Source organism: Nocardioides nematodiphilus, from assembly GCF_020216525.1.
GTDB lineage: Bacteria > Actinomycetota > Actinomycetes > Propionibacteriales > Nocardioidaceae > Nocardioides > Nocardioides nematodiphilus.
Genome location: NZ_JAIWOY010000005.1, coordinates 114,115 through 129,117 on the forward strand (window position 1 = coordinate 114,115; position 15,003 = coordinate 129,117).

General features: G+C 71.9%; 14 protein-coding genes. 5 read left to right on the top strand and 9 right to left on the bottom strand.

Features of this window, described 5'->3' with window-relative positions; all coding sequences use genetic code 11:
- Positions 1-25 precede the first annotated feature (25 nt).
- The gene (locus KSO98_RS18900) at positions 26-928 is read right to left on the bottom strand and encodes an Lrp/AsnC family transcriptional regulator (protein WP_225285462.1); all 903 of its coding nucleotides are present in this window, start codon (positions 926-928) and stop codon (positions 26-28) included.
- 217 nt (positions 929-1,145) lie between these two features.
- On the opposite strand from KSO98_RS18900, the gene KSO98_RS10470 reads away from it, so the two are divergent.
- Genes KSO98_RS10470 through KSO98_RS10485 form a run of 4 tightly spaced genes read left to right on the top strand, consistent with a single transcriptional unit; the run spans position 1,146 to position 5,433 of the window.
- The gene (locus KSO98_RS10470; protein ID WP_225285464.1) at positions 1,146-1,544 is read left to right on the top strand and encodes a YybH family protein; all 399 of its coding nucleotides are present in this window, start codon (positions 1,146-1,148) and stop codon (positions 1,542-1,544) included.
- Between the two features lie 9 nt (positions 1,545-1,553).
- Positions 1,554-3,101, top strand: coding sequence for a purine-cytosine permease family protein (locus KSO98_RS10475; RefSeq protein WP_225285465.1), 1,548 nt, complete (start codon positions 1,554-1,556; stop codon positions 3,099-3,101).
- 8 nt (positions 3,102-3,109) lie between these two features.
- The gene (gene speB / locus KSO98_RS10480; protein WP_225285466.1) at positions 3,110-4,090 is read left to right on the top strand and encodes an agmatinase; all 981 of its coding nucleotides are present in this window, start codon (positions 3,110-3,112) and stop codon (positions 4,088-4,090) included.
- Positions 4,087-5,433: an NAD-dependent succinate-semialdehyde dehydrogenase gene (locus KSO98_RS10485; protein ID WP_225285467.1), complete on the top strand. Its 1,347-nt coding sequence runs from the start codon at positions 4,087-4,089 to the stop codon at positions 5,431-5,433. The genes speB and KSO98_RS10485 overlap by 4 nt, the downstream gene beginning before the upstream one ends.
- An 88-nt stretch (positions 5,434-5,521) precedes the next feature.
- On the opposite strand, the gene KSO98_RS10490 is transcribed toward KSO98_RS10485, so the two are convergent.
- The 8 genes from KSO98_RS10490 to KSO98_RS10525 form a co-directional block, all read right to left on the bottom strand.
- On the bottom strand, positions 5,522-6,739 hold the full coding sequence (locus KSO98_RS10490) for an MFS transporter (protein WP_225285469.1): 1,218 nt from the start codon (positions 6,737-6,739) through the stop codon (positions 5,522-5,524).
- A gap of 70 nt (positions 6,740-6,809) precedes the next feature.
- The gene (locus tag KSO98_RS10495; RefSeq protein ID WP_225285470.1) at positions 6,810-8,438 is read right to left on the bottom strand and encodes a hypothetical protein; all 1,629 of its coding nucleotides are present in this window, start codon (positions 8,436-8,438) and stop codon (positions 6,810-6,812) included.
- A 95-nt stretch (positions 8,439-8,533) separates the two neighbouring features.
- Positions 8,534-9,397, bottom strand: a complete 864-nt coding sequence (locus KSO98_RS10500) for an HpcH/HpaI aldolase/citrate lyase family protein (protein ID WP_225285472.1) — start codon at positions 9,395-9,397, stop codon at positions 8,534-8,536.
- A complete protein-coding gene (locus tag KSO98_RS10505; RefSeq protein ID WP_225285474.1) occupies positions 9,397-10,482 on the bottom strand; it encodes an HpcH/HpaI aldolase/citrate lyase family protein in 1,086 nt (361 codons plus the stop codon). The genes KSO98_RS10500 and KSO98_RS10505 overlap by 1 nt, the downstream gene beginning before the upstream one ends.
- Positions 10,483-10,595: 113 nt before the next feature.
- Complete coding sequence (locus KSO98_RS10510; protein ID WP_225285475.1) at positions 10,596-11,117, bottom strand: DnaJ family domain-containing protein; 522 nt, start codon at positions 11,115-11,117, stop codon at positions 10,596-10,598.
- Positions 11,118-11,227: 110 nt separating this feature from the next.
- A complete protein-coding gene (locus tag KSO98_RS10515) occupies positions 11,228-12,652 on the bottom strand; it encodes an MFS transporter (RefSeq protein ID WP_225285476.1) in 1,425 nt (474 codons plus the stop codon).
- 17 nt (positions 12,653-12,669) lie between these two features.
- A complete protein-coding gene (locus tag KSO98_RS10520; RefSeq protein ID WP_225285478.1) occupies positions 12,670-14,001 on the bottom strand; it encodes a M20/M25/M40 family metallo-hydrolase in 1,332 nt (443 codons plus the stop codon).
- Positions 13,988-14,590, bottom strand: a complete 603-nt coding sequence (locus tag KSO98_RS10525) for a nitroreductase family protein (protein ID WP_225285479.1) — start codon at positions 14,588-14,590, stop codon at positions 13,988-13,990. Before KSO98_RS10525 ends, KSO98_RS10520 begins: the two co-directional genes overlap by 14 nt.
- 73 nt (positions 14,591-14,663) lie before the next feature.
- Here KSO98_RS10525 and KSO98_RS10530 point away from each other — a divergent pair, with 73 nt between their 5' ends.
- Complete coding sequence (locus KSO98_RS10530; protein ID WP_225285480.1) at positions 14,664-14,927, top strand: hypothetical protein; 264 nt, start codon at positions 14,664-14,666, stop codon at positions 14,925-14,927.
- Positions 14,928-15,003 lie beyond the last annotated feature (76 nt).

The following is a 15,003-nucleotide window of genomic DNA, read 5'->3' on the forward strand; positions in this document are numbered from 1 at the left end:
TTCAATGTGTCTGGTGAGGTCGGCCTCACCCGTGCTGGGGCGGTGCGAGTCCCTCGAAGGCGTACGTCTCCTTGACCACCTGCAAGTGCATCCAACTGTCGGCCTGATTGACTCCCGGCAGGCCGCGCACCTGCTCCAGACCGGCGAGCAGCTCGCCGAGGTCGTACGAGCGCAGGGTGAGGATGAGGTCGTAGCGCCCGAGGGTGCGGGCCAGGAAGCTCGCCTGGGGGAGCTCGTGCAGCCGGTCGAGGAGGTCCTGCGGGTCGCCGCTCACCCGCAGCCCGATGCCCATGGCTGCCTGGCCGTCGCGGCCGGGCTGGCGCACCAGCGCGCCGATCCGGACCACGCCGGAGTCCATCAGCCGGATCACCCGCTTCCGCACGCCGGCGGGCGTGAGCTGCACGTGGTCCGCGAGCTCGACGTACGACGCGCGTCCGTCGGTCTGGAGCACGCGCAGCAGCGCGGCGTCGATCTCGTCGATCTGGTGGTCGGTGTCGCCGACCGGGCCGATGACGTCGCGCATCACCTCGATGTAGGAGAGCGTGTCGACGCCCTGCACCCCGGGGACCGAGCGCAGCGCCGTGAGTGCCCGGTCGAGCTCCTCGGCGGAGGAGGTGCGCAGCTCGGCCACGATGCTGTGCGGGCCTGAGGTGAGCGACACGAACGGGCAGTCCTCGCGCTCGGCGACCAAGCGGGCCACCGGCTCCGCCGGTCCGCGGACGACGAGCCCCACGTGGGCCAGCGAGGCACGCCCGAGTACGGAGGGGTGGACCACGCCGTGCACCACGACCTGACCGGTCTCGATGAGGCGGTTGATGCGCCCCGCGGCGGCAGACCGCGACAGGCCGATCGCCTCCGCGACCTCGCGGTGGCCGAGCCGGCCGTCGGTCTGCAGCAGCCGGATGATCGCCTGATCGGTCTCGTCCACGTCGTCCTCGCCAGAATTTTGTCGGATGAATTTTGCGCTGTGTCGCCGGTCACTCCGTGACCACGATAGCGACCATGAGTGTGGATCCTACGCCCGATCTGCTCGCACAATGGCAGATCATGATTGGACGGTGCACGGTTCGTCAGGAACTGCTTGCCAGACGTCGGACGATTTCTTAGATTCTCCCGGTCACTGAGAACGCACGAAGGAGTGGGCGATGCCGGAACTGACCATCGACGAGGTGCTCGAGGCCGCGGACCGCCTCGTCGCCGCCTTCGCCGCCACCGACACCGAGGCCTACTTCTCCTGCTTCGCCCCCTCGGCGAGCTTCGTCTTCCACCCCGAGGCGCACCGTCTGGACGACCGTGCCGCCTACGAGGCGCTGTGGGCCGGGTGGATGGCCGACGGCTGGCGGGTCGAGGAGTGCGAGAGCACCGAGCGGCTGGTGCAGATCCACGGTGACGCCGCGATCCTCAGCCACAGCGTCCGTACGGTCACGTCGGTCGGTGGCGAGCGCACGACGACGCTCGAGCGCGAGTCGATCATCTTCGTCCGCGACGGGGACGGCCTGATCGCCGTCCACGAGCACCTCTCCCCGGCTCCGGCCGCCGACTGAAGGATCCCGATGTCAACCATCAACGAGAGCGCCCCGAGTCTCGGCACCGTCGTCGCGCCCAAGGCGACCGAGGTCGAGGCGCACGGCGTCGAGCCGATCCCCGACGCGGAGCGTACGGCCGGGCCGCTCGACCTCTTCCGCCTCATCTTCGGCGGCGCGAACACCTTCGCCACCGTCGTCCTCGGCAGCTTCCCGATCATCTTCGGCCTGAGCTTCTGGCAGGGTGCCGCAGCGACCGTCCTCGGCGTCGTCGTCGGGGCCCTCGTGCTGGCGCCGATGTCGATCTTCGGTCCGCGCAACGGCACCAACAACGCCGTCTCCTCCTCGGCACACCTCGGGGTGCACGGCCGGGTCGTCGGCTCGTTCCTCTCGTTGCTGACCGCCTTCGCGTTCTTCTCGATCTCCGTCTGGTCCTCGGGCGACGCGCTCGTCGGTGCCGCGCACCGCGCTGTCCACCTGCCGAGCAACGACGGCACCCTCGCGGTCGCGTACGGCATCTTCGCGGTGCTCGTGCTGACCGTGTGCATCTACGGCTTCCGCTTCATGCTCCTCGTCAACAAGGTCGCCGTCATCGCCGCCACCCTGCTGTTCGTGCTCGGCGCCTTCGCCTTCTTCGGTCCGTTCGACTCCTCGTACGGCGGCGTCTACGGCGACGGCGCCGACGCAGCCACCAAGGCGATGTACTGGCCGTCCTTCTTCGGTGCCGCGCTGATCGTGATGTCGAACCCCGTCTCCTTCGGCGCCTTCCTCGGCGACTGGTCGCGCTACATCCCGCAGGACACCCCGAAGCGCCGCCTCATGGCGGCGGCCTTCCTCGCGCAGATCGCCACCCTGGTGCCGTTCTTCTTCGGCCTGGTCACGGCCACGGTCATCGCGCTCAAGGCCCCCGACTTCATCAGCAGCGGCGACTACGTCGGCGGCCTCCTCGCGGTCTCGCCGGGCTGGTACTTCCTGCCGGTCTGCCTGATCGCGCTCATCGGCGGCATGTCGACCGGCACGACGGCGCTGTACGGCACGGGCCTGGACTTCTCCAGCGTGTTCCCGAGGTTCAACCGGGTGCAGGCGACGCTGTTCATCGGCGTCATCGCGATCGCCTTCATCTTCATCGGTCGCTTCGCGTTCAACGTCGTGCAGAGCATCTCGACGTTCTCGGTCCTCATCATCAGCTGCACCGCGCCGTGGATGGTCGTCATGATGATCGGCTGGGTCGTGCGTCGCGGCTGGTACGACTCGGACTCGCTGCAGGTCTTCAACCGGCGCCAGCGTGGCGGGCGCTACTGGTTCGCGCACGGCTGGAACTGGCGCGGCCTGCTCGGCTGGCTCGTCCCGGCGGCCCTGGCGATCTGCTTCGTCAACCTGCCCGGCCAGTTCGTCGGTCCGCTCGCGCTGAGCAACGGCATCGACCTGAGCATCCCGATCGGCATCGGCCTGGCCGCGGTGCTCTACCCGGTGCTGCTCCGTGTCTTCCCGGAGCCGCGGGACGCCTTCGGTCCCGCGGGCCCCCGGTTCGTCCCAGCCGGACCCGCGTCCGGCAACCAGATCGTCTCGGAAGGCTGAATCGACCCATGGCTGAACCCACCTCTCGGGGCCCGCTCGGACCCACCGACAGCTCTCGGATCCCGCGCTTCGCGGGCCCGGCCACCTTCGCGCGGCTGCCGCGCCTCGACGAGGTCGACCGGGCCGACATCGTGGTGGCGGGCGTGCCGTTCGACGCCGGCGTCTCGTACCGGCCCGGCGCCCGCTTCGCGCCGGCCCACGTCCGCGAGTCCTCCCGCCTGCTGCGGCCGTACCACCCCGGGCTCGACGTCTCGCCGTTCGAGGTGGCCCAGGTCGCCGATGCGGGTGACATCGCCGTCAACCCGTTCGACATCAACGAGGCCCTCGAGACCATCGAGGCGTCCGCGCTCGATCTCACCGCCGACGGGACCCGCCTGCTGACGGTCGGCGGCGACCACACCATCACGCTGCCCCTGCTGCGGGCGGCGAAGGCACGGCACGGCGAGATCGCGCTGCTGCACTTCGACGCCCACCTCGACACGTGGGACACCTACTTCGGTGCGGACTACACCCACGGCACGCCGTTCCGCCGCGCGGTGGAGGAGGGCCTCCTCGACACCGAGGCGATCTCCCACCTCGGCACCCGCGGGCCGCTGTACGGCAAGAAGGACCTCGAGGACGACCGCCGTTTCGGCTTCGGCATCGTGACCGCCGCCGACGTCTACCACCAGGGCGTCGTCGAGGTGATCGACCGGGTCCGCCAGCGCATCGGGGACCGCCCGCTCTACATCTCGATCGACATCGACGTCCTCGACCCGGCGCACGCCCCCGGCACCGGCACCCCCGAGGCGGGCGGCATCACCTCGCGTGAGCTGCTGGAGATCCTGCGCGGGCTCGACGGGCTCAACCTCATCGGCGCCGACGTCGTCGAGGTCTCACCGCCGTACGACCACGCGGAGATCACCGGCATCGCGGCCTCGCACGTCGCCTACGACCTGGTGTCGCTGCTCGCCAAGCGGCACGAGGCCGGCCAGGGCGGCGTGGCATGAGCCTCTATGCCGTCACCGACCCCGCCACGGGCGAGGTGGTGCGCGAGTACCCGACCGCCGGCGACGCCGAGGTCGAGGCCGCGCTCGCCGCGTCCTCGGCGGCGGCCCGGGGCTGGGGGCGCAGCACCACCGTCGCCGAGCGGGCCGCCCTGGTGCGACGGGTGGGCGAGCTGCATGAGGAGCGCAAGGAGGAGCTCGCCGCGCTCATCGTGCGTGAGATGGGCAAGCCGCTCGCCGACGCGATCGGCGAGGTGGAGTTCTCGGCCGCGATCTATGCCTTCTACGCCGACAACGCGGACGCGCTGCTCGCGGACGAGCCGATCGAGCTGCTCGGGGGTGAGGGCTCGGCGCTGGTGCGCCGCTCTCCGTACGGAGCACTGCTCGGGATCATGCCGTGGAACTTCCCCGCCTACCAGGTCGCCCGCTTCGCCGGTCCCAACCTGTGCGTCGGGAACACGATCGTTCTCAAGCACGCCCCGCAGTGTCCGGAGTCGGCGGCCGCGATGCAGCGGATCTTCGACGACGCCGGGCTGCCGGCGGGCGCGTACGTCAACGTCTACGCGACCAACGACCAGGTGGCGACGATGATCGCGGACGCCCGGATCACCGGTGTCTCCCTCACCGGATCCGAGCGTGCCGGCGCCGCCGTCGCGGAGATCGCCGGGCGCAACCTCAAGAAGGTCGTGCTCGAGCTCGGCGGCTCGGACCCGTTCATCCTGCTCTCCACCGACGACCTGGACGCCACCGTGGCCTCCGCGGTCGCAGCCCGCCTCGACAACACCGGTCAGACCTGCAACGCCGCCAAGCGGTTCGTGGTGGCGTCGGACCTCTACGAGGCCTTCGTGGAGCGGTTCACCGCGGCCATCACGGCGAGCGCTGCTGGCATCACGCCGCTCTCCTCGGCCGCGGCGGCCGACCGGCTCCAGGAGCAGGTCGACGAGGCGGTCGCTCAGGGCGCCCATCTCGAATCAGCCGGCGTGCGCGACGGCGCGTTCTTCCCGACCGGCGTCCTGACCGGTGTCACCGTCGAGAACGACGCCTATCGCCAGGAGTTCTTCGGGCCGATCGCGATGGTGTTCCGGGCGTCCTCGGAGGAGGAGGCGGTGACGATCGCCAACGACACCCCGTACGGCCTGGGCTCGTACGTCTTCACCACCGACCCCGCGCAGGCGGCTCGGGTGGCGGACCGGATCGAGGCCGGCATGGTCTTCGTCAACGGCGTCCAGCTGGACTCCGTCGAGCTCCCGTTCGGCGGGATCAAGCGCTCCGGCTTCGGTCGCGAGCTCGGTCGCTTCGGCATCGACGAGTTCGTCAACAAGAAGCTGATCCGCTCCCTCACGTGACCGGCCTCTGAGCGTCCCGAGCCGATCGGCCGACTCGCCCCCACACGGCGAGCCGGCCGATCGTCGTTCGTACGGGGTGCCGGGGACGTCAGTCGTGCCGGCGCTCGCCGTGCACCGGGACCAGCCCGATCGCGAGCAGCGGAAGCAGTCCGGTCAGCGCGTACGTCCAGGCGTACCCCAGATGCGTGATCGCCCATCCGCCGATCGGTCCGACCAGGGCGGCGGTGAGGAACTGGGCGGTGTTCTGCACGCCGAGCGCCCGGCCCGACCAGTACGCCCCGGCGCGCTCGGCGACCGCGGTGAAGGCCAATCCGTTGTCGGCGACCGAGAGGACCGAGGCCAGCACGATCAGGGGCACGGCGACGAAGAGCTCGAGCCCGGCGGCGATGCCCAGCAGGATCATCGCGGCGCACGCGGCGATCGCGACCCACTGCAGCGGCCGCATCCGGCTGCGGACCAGGTCGGAGAGATGGCCGGCCGCGATCCGGCCGAAGGCCCCGAGGATGTTGGCGACCGCGACGAGCGCGCCCGCGGCGCCCGTCGACCAGCCCTGGGAGTCGGTCAGCCACAGCAGCATGAAGGTGCCGACCACGAACTGCGGCACGACCAGCAGCACGGAGACGCCGTGGATGCGCGCGAGGTAGCGGTCCTGGCGGTAGGGGTTCTCGGCGGCTGCCGCGGTGCCGGTCTTCTTCGGCGGGCGCGGCGGGTCGATCACGACCACGGCGACGATGGCGGCGGCGACGAGCGTCGCGATCGCCGGCACCCACAGGGCGGCGTGGACACCGTGGCGCGCCGCCACCAGAGCGATTGCGACAGCGGCGATGGCCATGCCCATCGGCTGGCCCATCTGCCGGATCCCCATCGCCAGTCCGCGCCGCTGCGGCGGGAACCAGCCGACCACGACCCGGCCCGACGCCGAGTTGGCCGCGGCCGAGCCGGCCCCGGCCAGGAAGAGCATCAGCCACAGGACCCCGGTGGCATGGGTCTGGGTGGCGGCCGCGGAGAACGCTGCGGTCGCGGCCAGCCCGGCGAGCAGGACGACGCGCTCGCCGCGATGGTCGGCGAGCCAGCCCCACGCCACCAGGGCGGCCATCACGCCGAAGGAGGGTGCGGCGACGATCGCGCCGGCGGCCGCCAGCGAGTAGTGGTCGTGACGGTGCAGGGCGGGCACGAGGTATGCGACGCCGTTGTTGGCCACCACCGCGGCGGCCTGGGCGAAGGTGCTGGCGGCGAGCATGCCCCAGCGGCGCGCCTCGCTGATCGAGGTGATGCTGACCGTCGCGGACCCGTCCGGCGTGCTCATGCACCCAGTTAACGCCTGAAGTCCCGATTGATGAGACGCGATTCTCGATATATGGGACAGATGTGACCGGTCAGACGATCGGCTTCGGCGGCACCTCGCTGGTCACGGCCGACCCGCGTCCGGCCCCGTCGCCCGCCGCGGCGACGGCCGCCTGGGCCGTACGCACGCCCGCGGCGATCGTGCCGCGCACGGCGGCGGGGCTGCCGAGCGCGCCGACGGCCCGCTTGTACGCCGGCCACTGGGACATCGAGCCGAGCACACAGACGCGCCTGGCCGGATTGCACTCCGTGGCGCTGATGGCCAGATCCTGTCCGGTGGTCGCCGCCGTCCGGCCGCGGGCGACCAGATCGGCGAGGGTCGCCTGGGCCCCGGCCATGCCTGCCGGGGCGTGGAGGGACGCGACGCTCGAGGTCAGGCTCTCGAGGAGTCGGCTGGTCCGGTTGAACCGCTGCGCCAGCTCGTACGACGGCTGTTGTCCGGGGGAGACCGCCGGCAGGGTGGCGATCGCCTCGGCGTACCGGTCCACCAGTGCGTCGGCGCGGGTCGCATAGCTCGCGGCCGCCTTCGCCGCGGCCTCGGCGGCCTTCACCGCTCGCTGGGTCTGGGCGGAGGTCGGGGACGCCGAGCCGACAGGGACGCTCCCTCCGCTCTTCGCGGCCCACGCGTCCATCTTCTTCTGGGCAGCGCCGACCATCGCACTGATCGCGTGCACGTCATCGCCGGCCTCGGGCACTCCCGCAGCGGAGAGGCTCTGCAGGAGGGGCCCCTGGAGGTCCGCCCACGCCGTCAGGTGGTCGGCGTCGATCGCCCCCAGCGCGGCCAGTGCGCGCAGCGCCGTGGCGTACGCGGTGGCTTCGGTGGCGGCGTGCGGGTCGGTGACCGTGCTCGCGGCGCTGGTCGCCGTGTCCACGAGCGCGTCGGCCTGGGCCGCGGCGACGCGCAGCTGCGCGGTCAGGTGGGCCGCGGCGGTGGCGTCCGCGAGGCGGTGGACCTGGGTGCCGACACCGCCGATGACAGCGCGGCCGGTGAGGGCGACGACGTTGCCGGTCGCCACCGACGGGTCGGGTACGTCCTCGCGGCTGCCGGCCGCTGCCGTGACGGCATCGGAGGCGTGCTGCGCGGCGGCGGTGAGCCGGGCGTACGAGGTGAGGTCGGGCGGGGTGCTGGCGTCCAGCGTGCCGAGCGCGACCAGGGCGTCGAGGTGGGCGGCCTCGGCACGGGCGAGCCGTCCCGTCGCGGCGCGGAGGTCCGTGGTCTGTGCGCGGACCCGCCGGCTCGCGGTCGCCAGGTCGCCGGGCTCCCGCGCGGCGCTGAGGCGGTCGAGCGCGCGACTGTACTCCGTGCCGGCCGCCGTCGCGGACTGCGGTGCCGGGGGCGCCGCGACCGGCGCAGCGGAGGCGGCCGTCGGTGAGGTGACAGGCGGCGTGGCAGCCTCCCTCGAGGCGGTGTCGTGCTGGTGCATGACGACGGCCGCCGCGCCGCCGGCCACGGCGAGCAGCGCGACCGGCAGCAACATCAGCGCGCGACGCGGGCGGCTCGGCTGCGAGGTCGGCCCGTGCGCCGGCGCCCGTGGCGGCGTCGGCGCGACGACCGCGGGCATCGGTGCTGGGGCGGGCGCTGGAGCGGGCGCGCCGGTGTCGCGGAAGAGGTCGATGATCTCCGCGTACGGGTGGGGCTTGCCTCCGGTCGGCTCAGACACACAGCGTCAACGACCGGAGTGGTGAGAGGTCACCGTCTACGGCGCGCGTGTCCAGACGGGTGGGGACGCGCCCGCAGAGGGTGACCTCTCGACGCTTACAGCGCGGCGATCGCCTCGGCGATCGACAGGGTGCGGCGCGCGGACTCGACGTGGAGGTTCTCCACCATCTTGCCGTTGTAGGTGACCACGCCGCCGGTGCTCGCCTCGAAGGCGGCGATCAGGCCGCGAGCGTTCTCGATCGCCTCGGCGCCCGGTGCGAAGCCCTCGTTGGCGCCCTCGACCTGGCCGGGGTGGATCAGGGTCTTGCCGTCGAAGCCGTACGCGACACCCTGCGCGACCTCGGCGAGGTAACCCTCGATGTTCTTCACGTCGTTGTAGACGCCGTCGAGGATCGAGGTGCCGGTGGCGCGGGCGGCGAGGACCGCGAGCTGGAGGCTCGTGACCAGGTTCGTGCGGCCGGGGACGTGGTCGACGAAGAGCTCCTTGACCAGGTCGTTGGTGCCGAGCACGGCGACGGTCAGCCGCTCCGAGGCGCCGAGGATCTCCTCGGCGTGCAGGATCGCGTACGGCGACTCGATCATCGCCCAGAGCTTCGTCTTCTCCGGGACGCCCGCCTTCTCGAAGGCGGCGATGAGCTCGCGGACCGCGTCGGCGGAGTTCACCTTCGGGACGACGATCGCGTCCGGGCCGGCCTCGGCCGCGGCGGCGAGGTCGTCGAGGTGCCACTCGGTGTCGGCACCGTTGATCCGGATGGTGAGCTCCTTGGTGCCGTACTCGCCGCTCGTGACCGCGTCGGCCGCGTTGATGCGCGCCTGCGGCTTGGCGTCGGGGGCGACGGCGTCCTCGAGGTCGAGGATGAGGGCGTCGACCGGGAGGGTCTTGGCCTTCTCCAGCGCGCGCTCGTTGGAGCTGGGCATGTAGAGGACCGAGCGGCGGGCCCGGAACGTGTCGGTGCTCATCAGGCCTCCAGCTCGATCGCGTCGTACTGCTTCTTGAGCTCGGGATCGATCGCCGCCAGCTCCTCGGCCAGCGAGACCATCACCTTGCACTGCTTCACCGAGGCGTCGTCCTCCATCTTGCCGTCGAGCATGACCGCGCCGGTGCCGTCGCCCATCGCGGCGATGACGCGGCGGGCGTGCTTGACGTCCTCGACGCTGGGGGAGAAGACCTTGTTGGCGATCTTGATCTGGGCCGGGTGCAGCGACCAGGCGCCGACGCAGCCGAGCAGGAACGCGTTGCGGAACTGGTCCTCGCAGGCGACCGTATCCTTGATGTCCCCGAAGGGGCCGTAGTACGGGAAGATCCCGTGCGTCGCGCAGGCGTCGACCATCCGCGCGATCGTGTAGTGCCACAGGTCCTGCTGGTAGGTCGTCCGCGGGCCGTCGTACAGCGGGACGCCGTCCTCGCCGCGCTCCGGGTCCTGGCGCACCAGGTAGCCGGGGTGGCCGCCGCCGACGCGGGTCGTCTTCATCCGGCGGTCGGCCGCGAGGTCGGCCGGACCGAGGGAGAGACCCTGCATGCGGGGGGAGGCCGCGCAGATCTCCTCGATGTTGGCCACGCCACGCGCGGTCTCGAGGATCGCGTGCACCTGCAGCGGCTTGCTGATGCCGGCCTTCGCCTCGAGCTGGGCGAGCAGCCGGTCGATGTAGTGGATGTCCTCGGCGCCCTGCACCTTCGGCACCATGATGACGTCGAGCTTGTCGCCGATGGCCGGCACCAGGGTGGTCAGGTCGTCGAGCACCCAGGGGCTGTCGAGCGAGTTGATCCGGGTCCAGAACTGCGTCGGACCGAAGTCGACGCTCTGGCCGATCTGCACCAGACCCTCGCGGGCCTTCTCCTTGTTCTCGGCCTTGACGGCGTCCTCGAGGTTGCCCAGCAGCACGTCGACCGTGCCGACCATGTCGGGCACCTTCGCGGCCATCTTCTCGTTGCCGGGATCGAAGAAGTGGATCGCGCGGCTCGGGCGGGCCGGGATCTCGCGCAGCGGTGCGGGCGCGCCGACGGCCAGCGGCGCGAAGAAGTCCTTGGCTGACTTGTGGCTCATGCGGCCGAGCCTAGCGAGACCTGGTTACCCGCGGGTAAGGGAAATGTCACACGCCGAGGGGTGGGTCTGTCGCTGCCGAGGGGCGCGGCGGTCCGGGTCGCCGTCGGGACCCGTCACCGGCGTCGCCACCAGCGCCGCTTGCGGGTCGAGGGTGGCGGTGGCGGGATCGCCGCCAGGCGCTCCGTACGACGGGCGCGCCACCGCTCGACGGTCTCGTCGACGTCGCGCGGCTGTGTGATGAACGGCGGGCCGACCGGCGTCTGGTAGCGCGCCCAGAGGACGCGGGCGTTGAACTGCTCGACCATCTCGCGGACCGCCGACTCGCGGTTCTGCTTGTCGAGCAGGCCGTCGAGCTCGGCGTCGTCCTTGCGGAGCTGGACGCTGGGCGGCAGGACGACCAGCTGCTCCCGCTCGACGAGCTGCTTGAGCCACCAGTCCGGGTCGTGCTCCTCGCCGAGCCCCTCGATCGGCTTACCTGCACCAGGGAGGTCGTCGAAGTCGCCGCGCTCCATCGCCGCGCGCAGCTGCACGTCGACCCACGTCTGCTGTTGCTGGATCCGCGACGCGGCCGCCGCCTTGGACTCGTCGTCGCTGAGCGGCTCGACATGGATCTCGTCGAACTCCTCCTCGCCCATGCTTTCAGCGTACGAGCGTGTTCCAGACGTGCGGGACGGCCGAGTCGACCGTGTGCGAGGGCCGGGTCAGCGGTGCGCGAGGGCCGAGTCAGCGGTGCGCGAGGGCCGGGTCAGCGGTGCGCGAGGGCCGGGCCAGCGGTGGGGCGGACCAGGAGGAGCAGGGCGGCGGCCACCAGCGCGGCGGCCGAGCAGACCGCCCAGACGGTGAGGTAGCCGGAGAGGGGCGCGTGGCCCTTGGTCGGGTCGGCGATGGAGCCGGTGGCCGAGAGCGCGATCGCGAAGATGGCCGAGGCGACCGCGCCGCCGAGGGTCTTGATCGCGTTGGTCAGCCCGGTCGCCATGCCGGCCTTCGAGGCGGGGGCGGCCGCCGCGGCCGCTGCCGGGATGGCCGCGACCAGGGCGCCCGAGCCGAGACCGGCGACGAGCATGTTGGTCAGTGCCTGGGCGGTGGTGGCATGCCAGGGCAGCCACATCGCGTAGCCGAGGGCGACGAGCACCGCGGCGATCGCCATCGCGGGTCGCACCGACGTGGCGCGGGTGAGGCGCGGGTAGAGGAGCGCTCCGACGACCATCGAGAACACGTAGACGACGATCAGCACCGAGACGAAGCCGGCCCCCGTGCCCAGCCCGTAGCCCGCGACCGCCGGGTCGGTACGGGCGAAGGTCGACAGGGGGATCTGCGCGCCGAGGACCGACATGCCCGACAGAGCCGCGGTGAGCTGGATCGGCAGCTGGGCCCGGGTGCCGAGCAGGCGGATGTCGACCAGCGGCGCCGCGGCACGCAGCTGCGCCCGGGCGAAGGGGACGGCCATCGCGACGCCGAGGACGATCAGGCCCCAGGCGAGCACGGAGCCCGGGCCGGAGACGCGGACGACCACCAGGCCGGCCATCACGAGGCCGACCATCGCGGTCAGCAGCGTCAGCCCGGTCCAGTCGAAGCGGCCACCGGTGGGCTGCGAGGTCGGCGGCAGCCAGCGCCAGATCGCGAGCAGCACCGCGGTGATCACCACCGCAGGCACGGCGAGCACGGCCACCATCGGCAACGGCCCGACCACGGCGCCGGAGACGCCGGCGCCGATGATCACCGAGACCTCCAAGGTGGCGACCAGGAGCGCAGCGCCGCGCCGGGTCAGGCCCTCGTCGCCGTGAGCCCGCAGGTGGACGATCGCGACCTCGAGCGGCAGCCAGACGACGTACACCCCGGTGATGGCCCACGCCGCGAGGAAGACGCCGAACGACGGCGCGAAGGCGGTCGCCCAGGTGCCGGCCGCGGTGATGAGCGTGGCGATCACCAGGATCTTCTTGTGCCCGATCTGGTCGCCCAGGCGGGCCAGCGGCGGCACCGCGATCGCCGAGACGATCAGCTGCGCCGCCTCGAACCAGTTGACGTCGGCGTCCTTGATGTCGAGGTGGCGCGCGATGTCGGTGTAGATGGGCGTGTAGTAGCCCTGCAGCACGCCGCTGGCGACCTCGAGGAGGAGCAACAGGCCGACGACCGACCAGACGGTCTGCTTGACGGTGGGTGCTGTGCGCATCCCTGGAACGGTGCCGGTCATCCGGGCAGCCTCTCCATCAGCAGCCGGTACCAGTCGATGCCGCGCCGGTAGTCCTCGATCCGGAGATGCTCGTCGGCGGCGTGGATGGCGGCCCGCTGGGCCTTCGACATCCGGAAGGGCGTGAAGCGGTAGACCCGCTCGCAGATCGCGGTGAAGAACCGCGAGTCGGTCGCCGCCATCATCACGTACGGGGTGGCGACCGCCTCGGGGAAGATCTCGCCGACGCACGCCTCGAGCAGCCCGAAGGCGTCGTCCATCGGGCTGATCGGGGTCGGCTCGCCGGCCTCGACCACCGTGATCTCGACCGCGTCGTCGCGCATCGCGGAGCGCACCGCGGCGACCACGTCGGCGACCGTGTCGCCGACCATCACGCGGGCGTTGATCCCGGCCTTGGCGGAGGTGGCGATGACGTTGATCGCGGGGCTGGCCTCCAGCGTGGTGATCGCGAGCGTCGTGCGGGTCATCGACGACGCCTCCGGCCCGGCGAGCGGCATCAGCCGGACCGCGACGGGAGACACCCGGCCGATGTTGCCGAGCGCCGGGCGCAGCGCCGCCGGCACGTGCGGGGCGATCCGGCGGAAGAGCTCGAGGGTGGGCTCGGGCAGGTGGCCCGGCATGGAGAGCGAGTCGATCCGGGTCAGTGCCTTCGCCAGCCGGACGGTGGGGCCGTTGCGCACCGGGACGGACGCGTGGCCCCCGTCGCCGGTGACCGACAGCTCGAGAGTGGTGGTGCCCTTCTCGGCGACGCCGATCACCGCCAGCGGGGGCGCCACGCCCGGGAACGCCTCCTCGGCGATGGCGCCGCCCTCGTCGATCACGAACCAGGGCTGCACGCCGCGTCGCTGGAGCTCGGCGACCGCGGCGCGGGCGGCGACACCGCCTACCTCCTCGTCGCAGCCGAGGCTGATCCAGATGTCCTGCTCGGGCGCGAACCCCTCGACGAGCAGCGCCTCGGCCGCCTCGCAGATCGCGGCGGCGCTGGCCTTGTCGTCGAGCGTGCCCCGGCCCCAGATCGCCCCGTCGGCGATCTCGGCGGAGAACGGCGGATGGCGCCACTCGCCGACCGCCGGCACCACGTCGAGGTGGGCCATCAGGACCACCGGCCGCTCGCTCGAGCGGCCCGGCCAGCGGATCAGCAGCCCGTGGGCGGCGATGCGGGTCACGTCGAGGGCGTGCAGGAGCGGGTACGTGCGCGCCAGGGTCGCGAGCAGGTCCTCGAAGTGTGCGGCCGCCTCCTCGGTGCCGGTCGCCACGGTCGGGATCCGGATCAGCGCCTGCAGCCGCGCGATCGCGGGGTCGAGGGCGCGGTCGGCCTCACCAGCGGCCACGGTGGACCACCTCCTCCATCGGCTTGCGCGTGCGGCGCGAGGGGGATCCCTGGGAGCCGCCGGTGTCCGGGTGTCCGATCGAGACCACGCCGATCGGGTCCCACTCCTCCGGGATGCCGAAGGCGGCCCGCACCTCGCTCTCGTGCCGCGGCGGGATGCCGAAGTAGCAGGCGCCCAACCCCTCATCGACCACGGTCTGCAGCATCAGCATCACCGCCATCGCGGTGTCCATGTGCCAGTAGGGCATCGGCCAGCGGGCCTCGTCCTCGTCGGTCCAGCCCTTGTCGCCCTCGGCGTAGCGGCGCAGGTAGGCGGCCTTCGACGAGCACGGGAGGATCAGCACGGGGGCGGTGCGCATCCCGCGCAGCCACCCGTCGGCCTCCCATTCCTCGTCGCCGACGAAGAGGTCCCAGTACCGGGCGACGTCCTCGGGGGTGTCCAGGACGAGGAAGGACCACCCCTGGGAGAACCCGGCGTTGGGCGCCCGAACGGCGTTGCGCAGCACGCGGTCGACCTGCTCGGTGGCGACCGGATCGGGGCGGTAGCGACGCACCATCCGGCGCGTTCGTACGACGTCTTGGAACTCCATGCGTCGCAGCATGCCGTATGCCCCGGTGGGTACCGTCGGTTCTGCCCGAACATCCACTGCTTTGGAGGCCCCCATGACGGATCTCGGCAACGAGTCGCTCACCGACCAGGACATGACCACGACCTACTCGGGTCCCGCCGACGCGCCGCAGATGCCCGAGCCGGGTGTCGACGGTGACGGCACCGACGGCACCGACGGCGCCGACGGCGACGGTACGGACGGCTCGGACAGCGACGGTACGGACGGCACCGACGGCGATGGCACGGACGGCTCGGACAGCGACGGTACGGACGGCACCGACGGCGATGGCACCGACGGCACGGACGGCGTGTCCTGAGCGCCCTTGACCTGCTGAGTGGGGACGCCCGGCTCTTCACCGAGAAGATCTGGGCGTCCCACACCCACCTCCACCG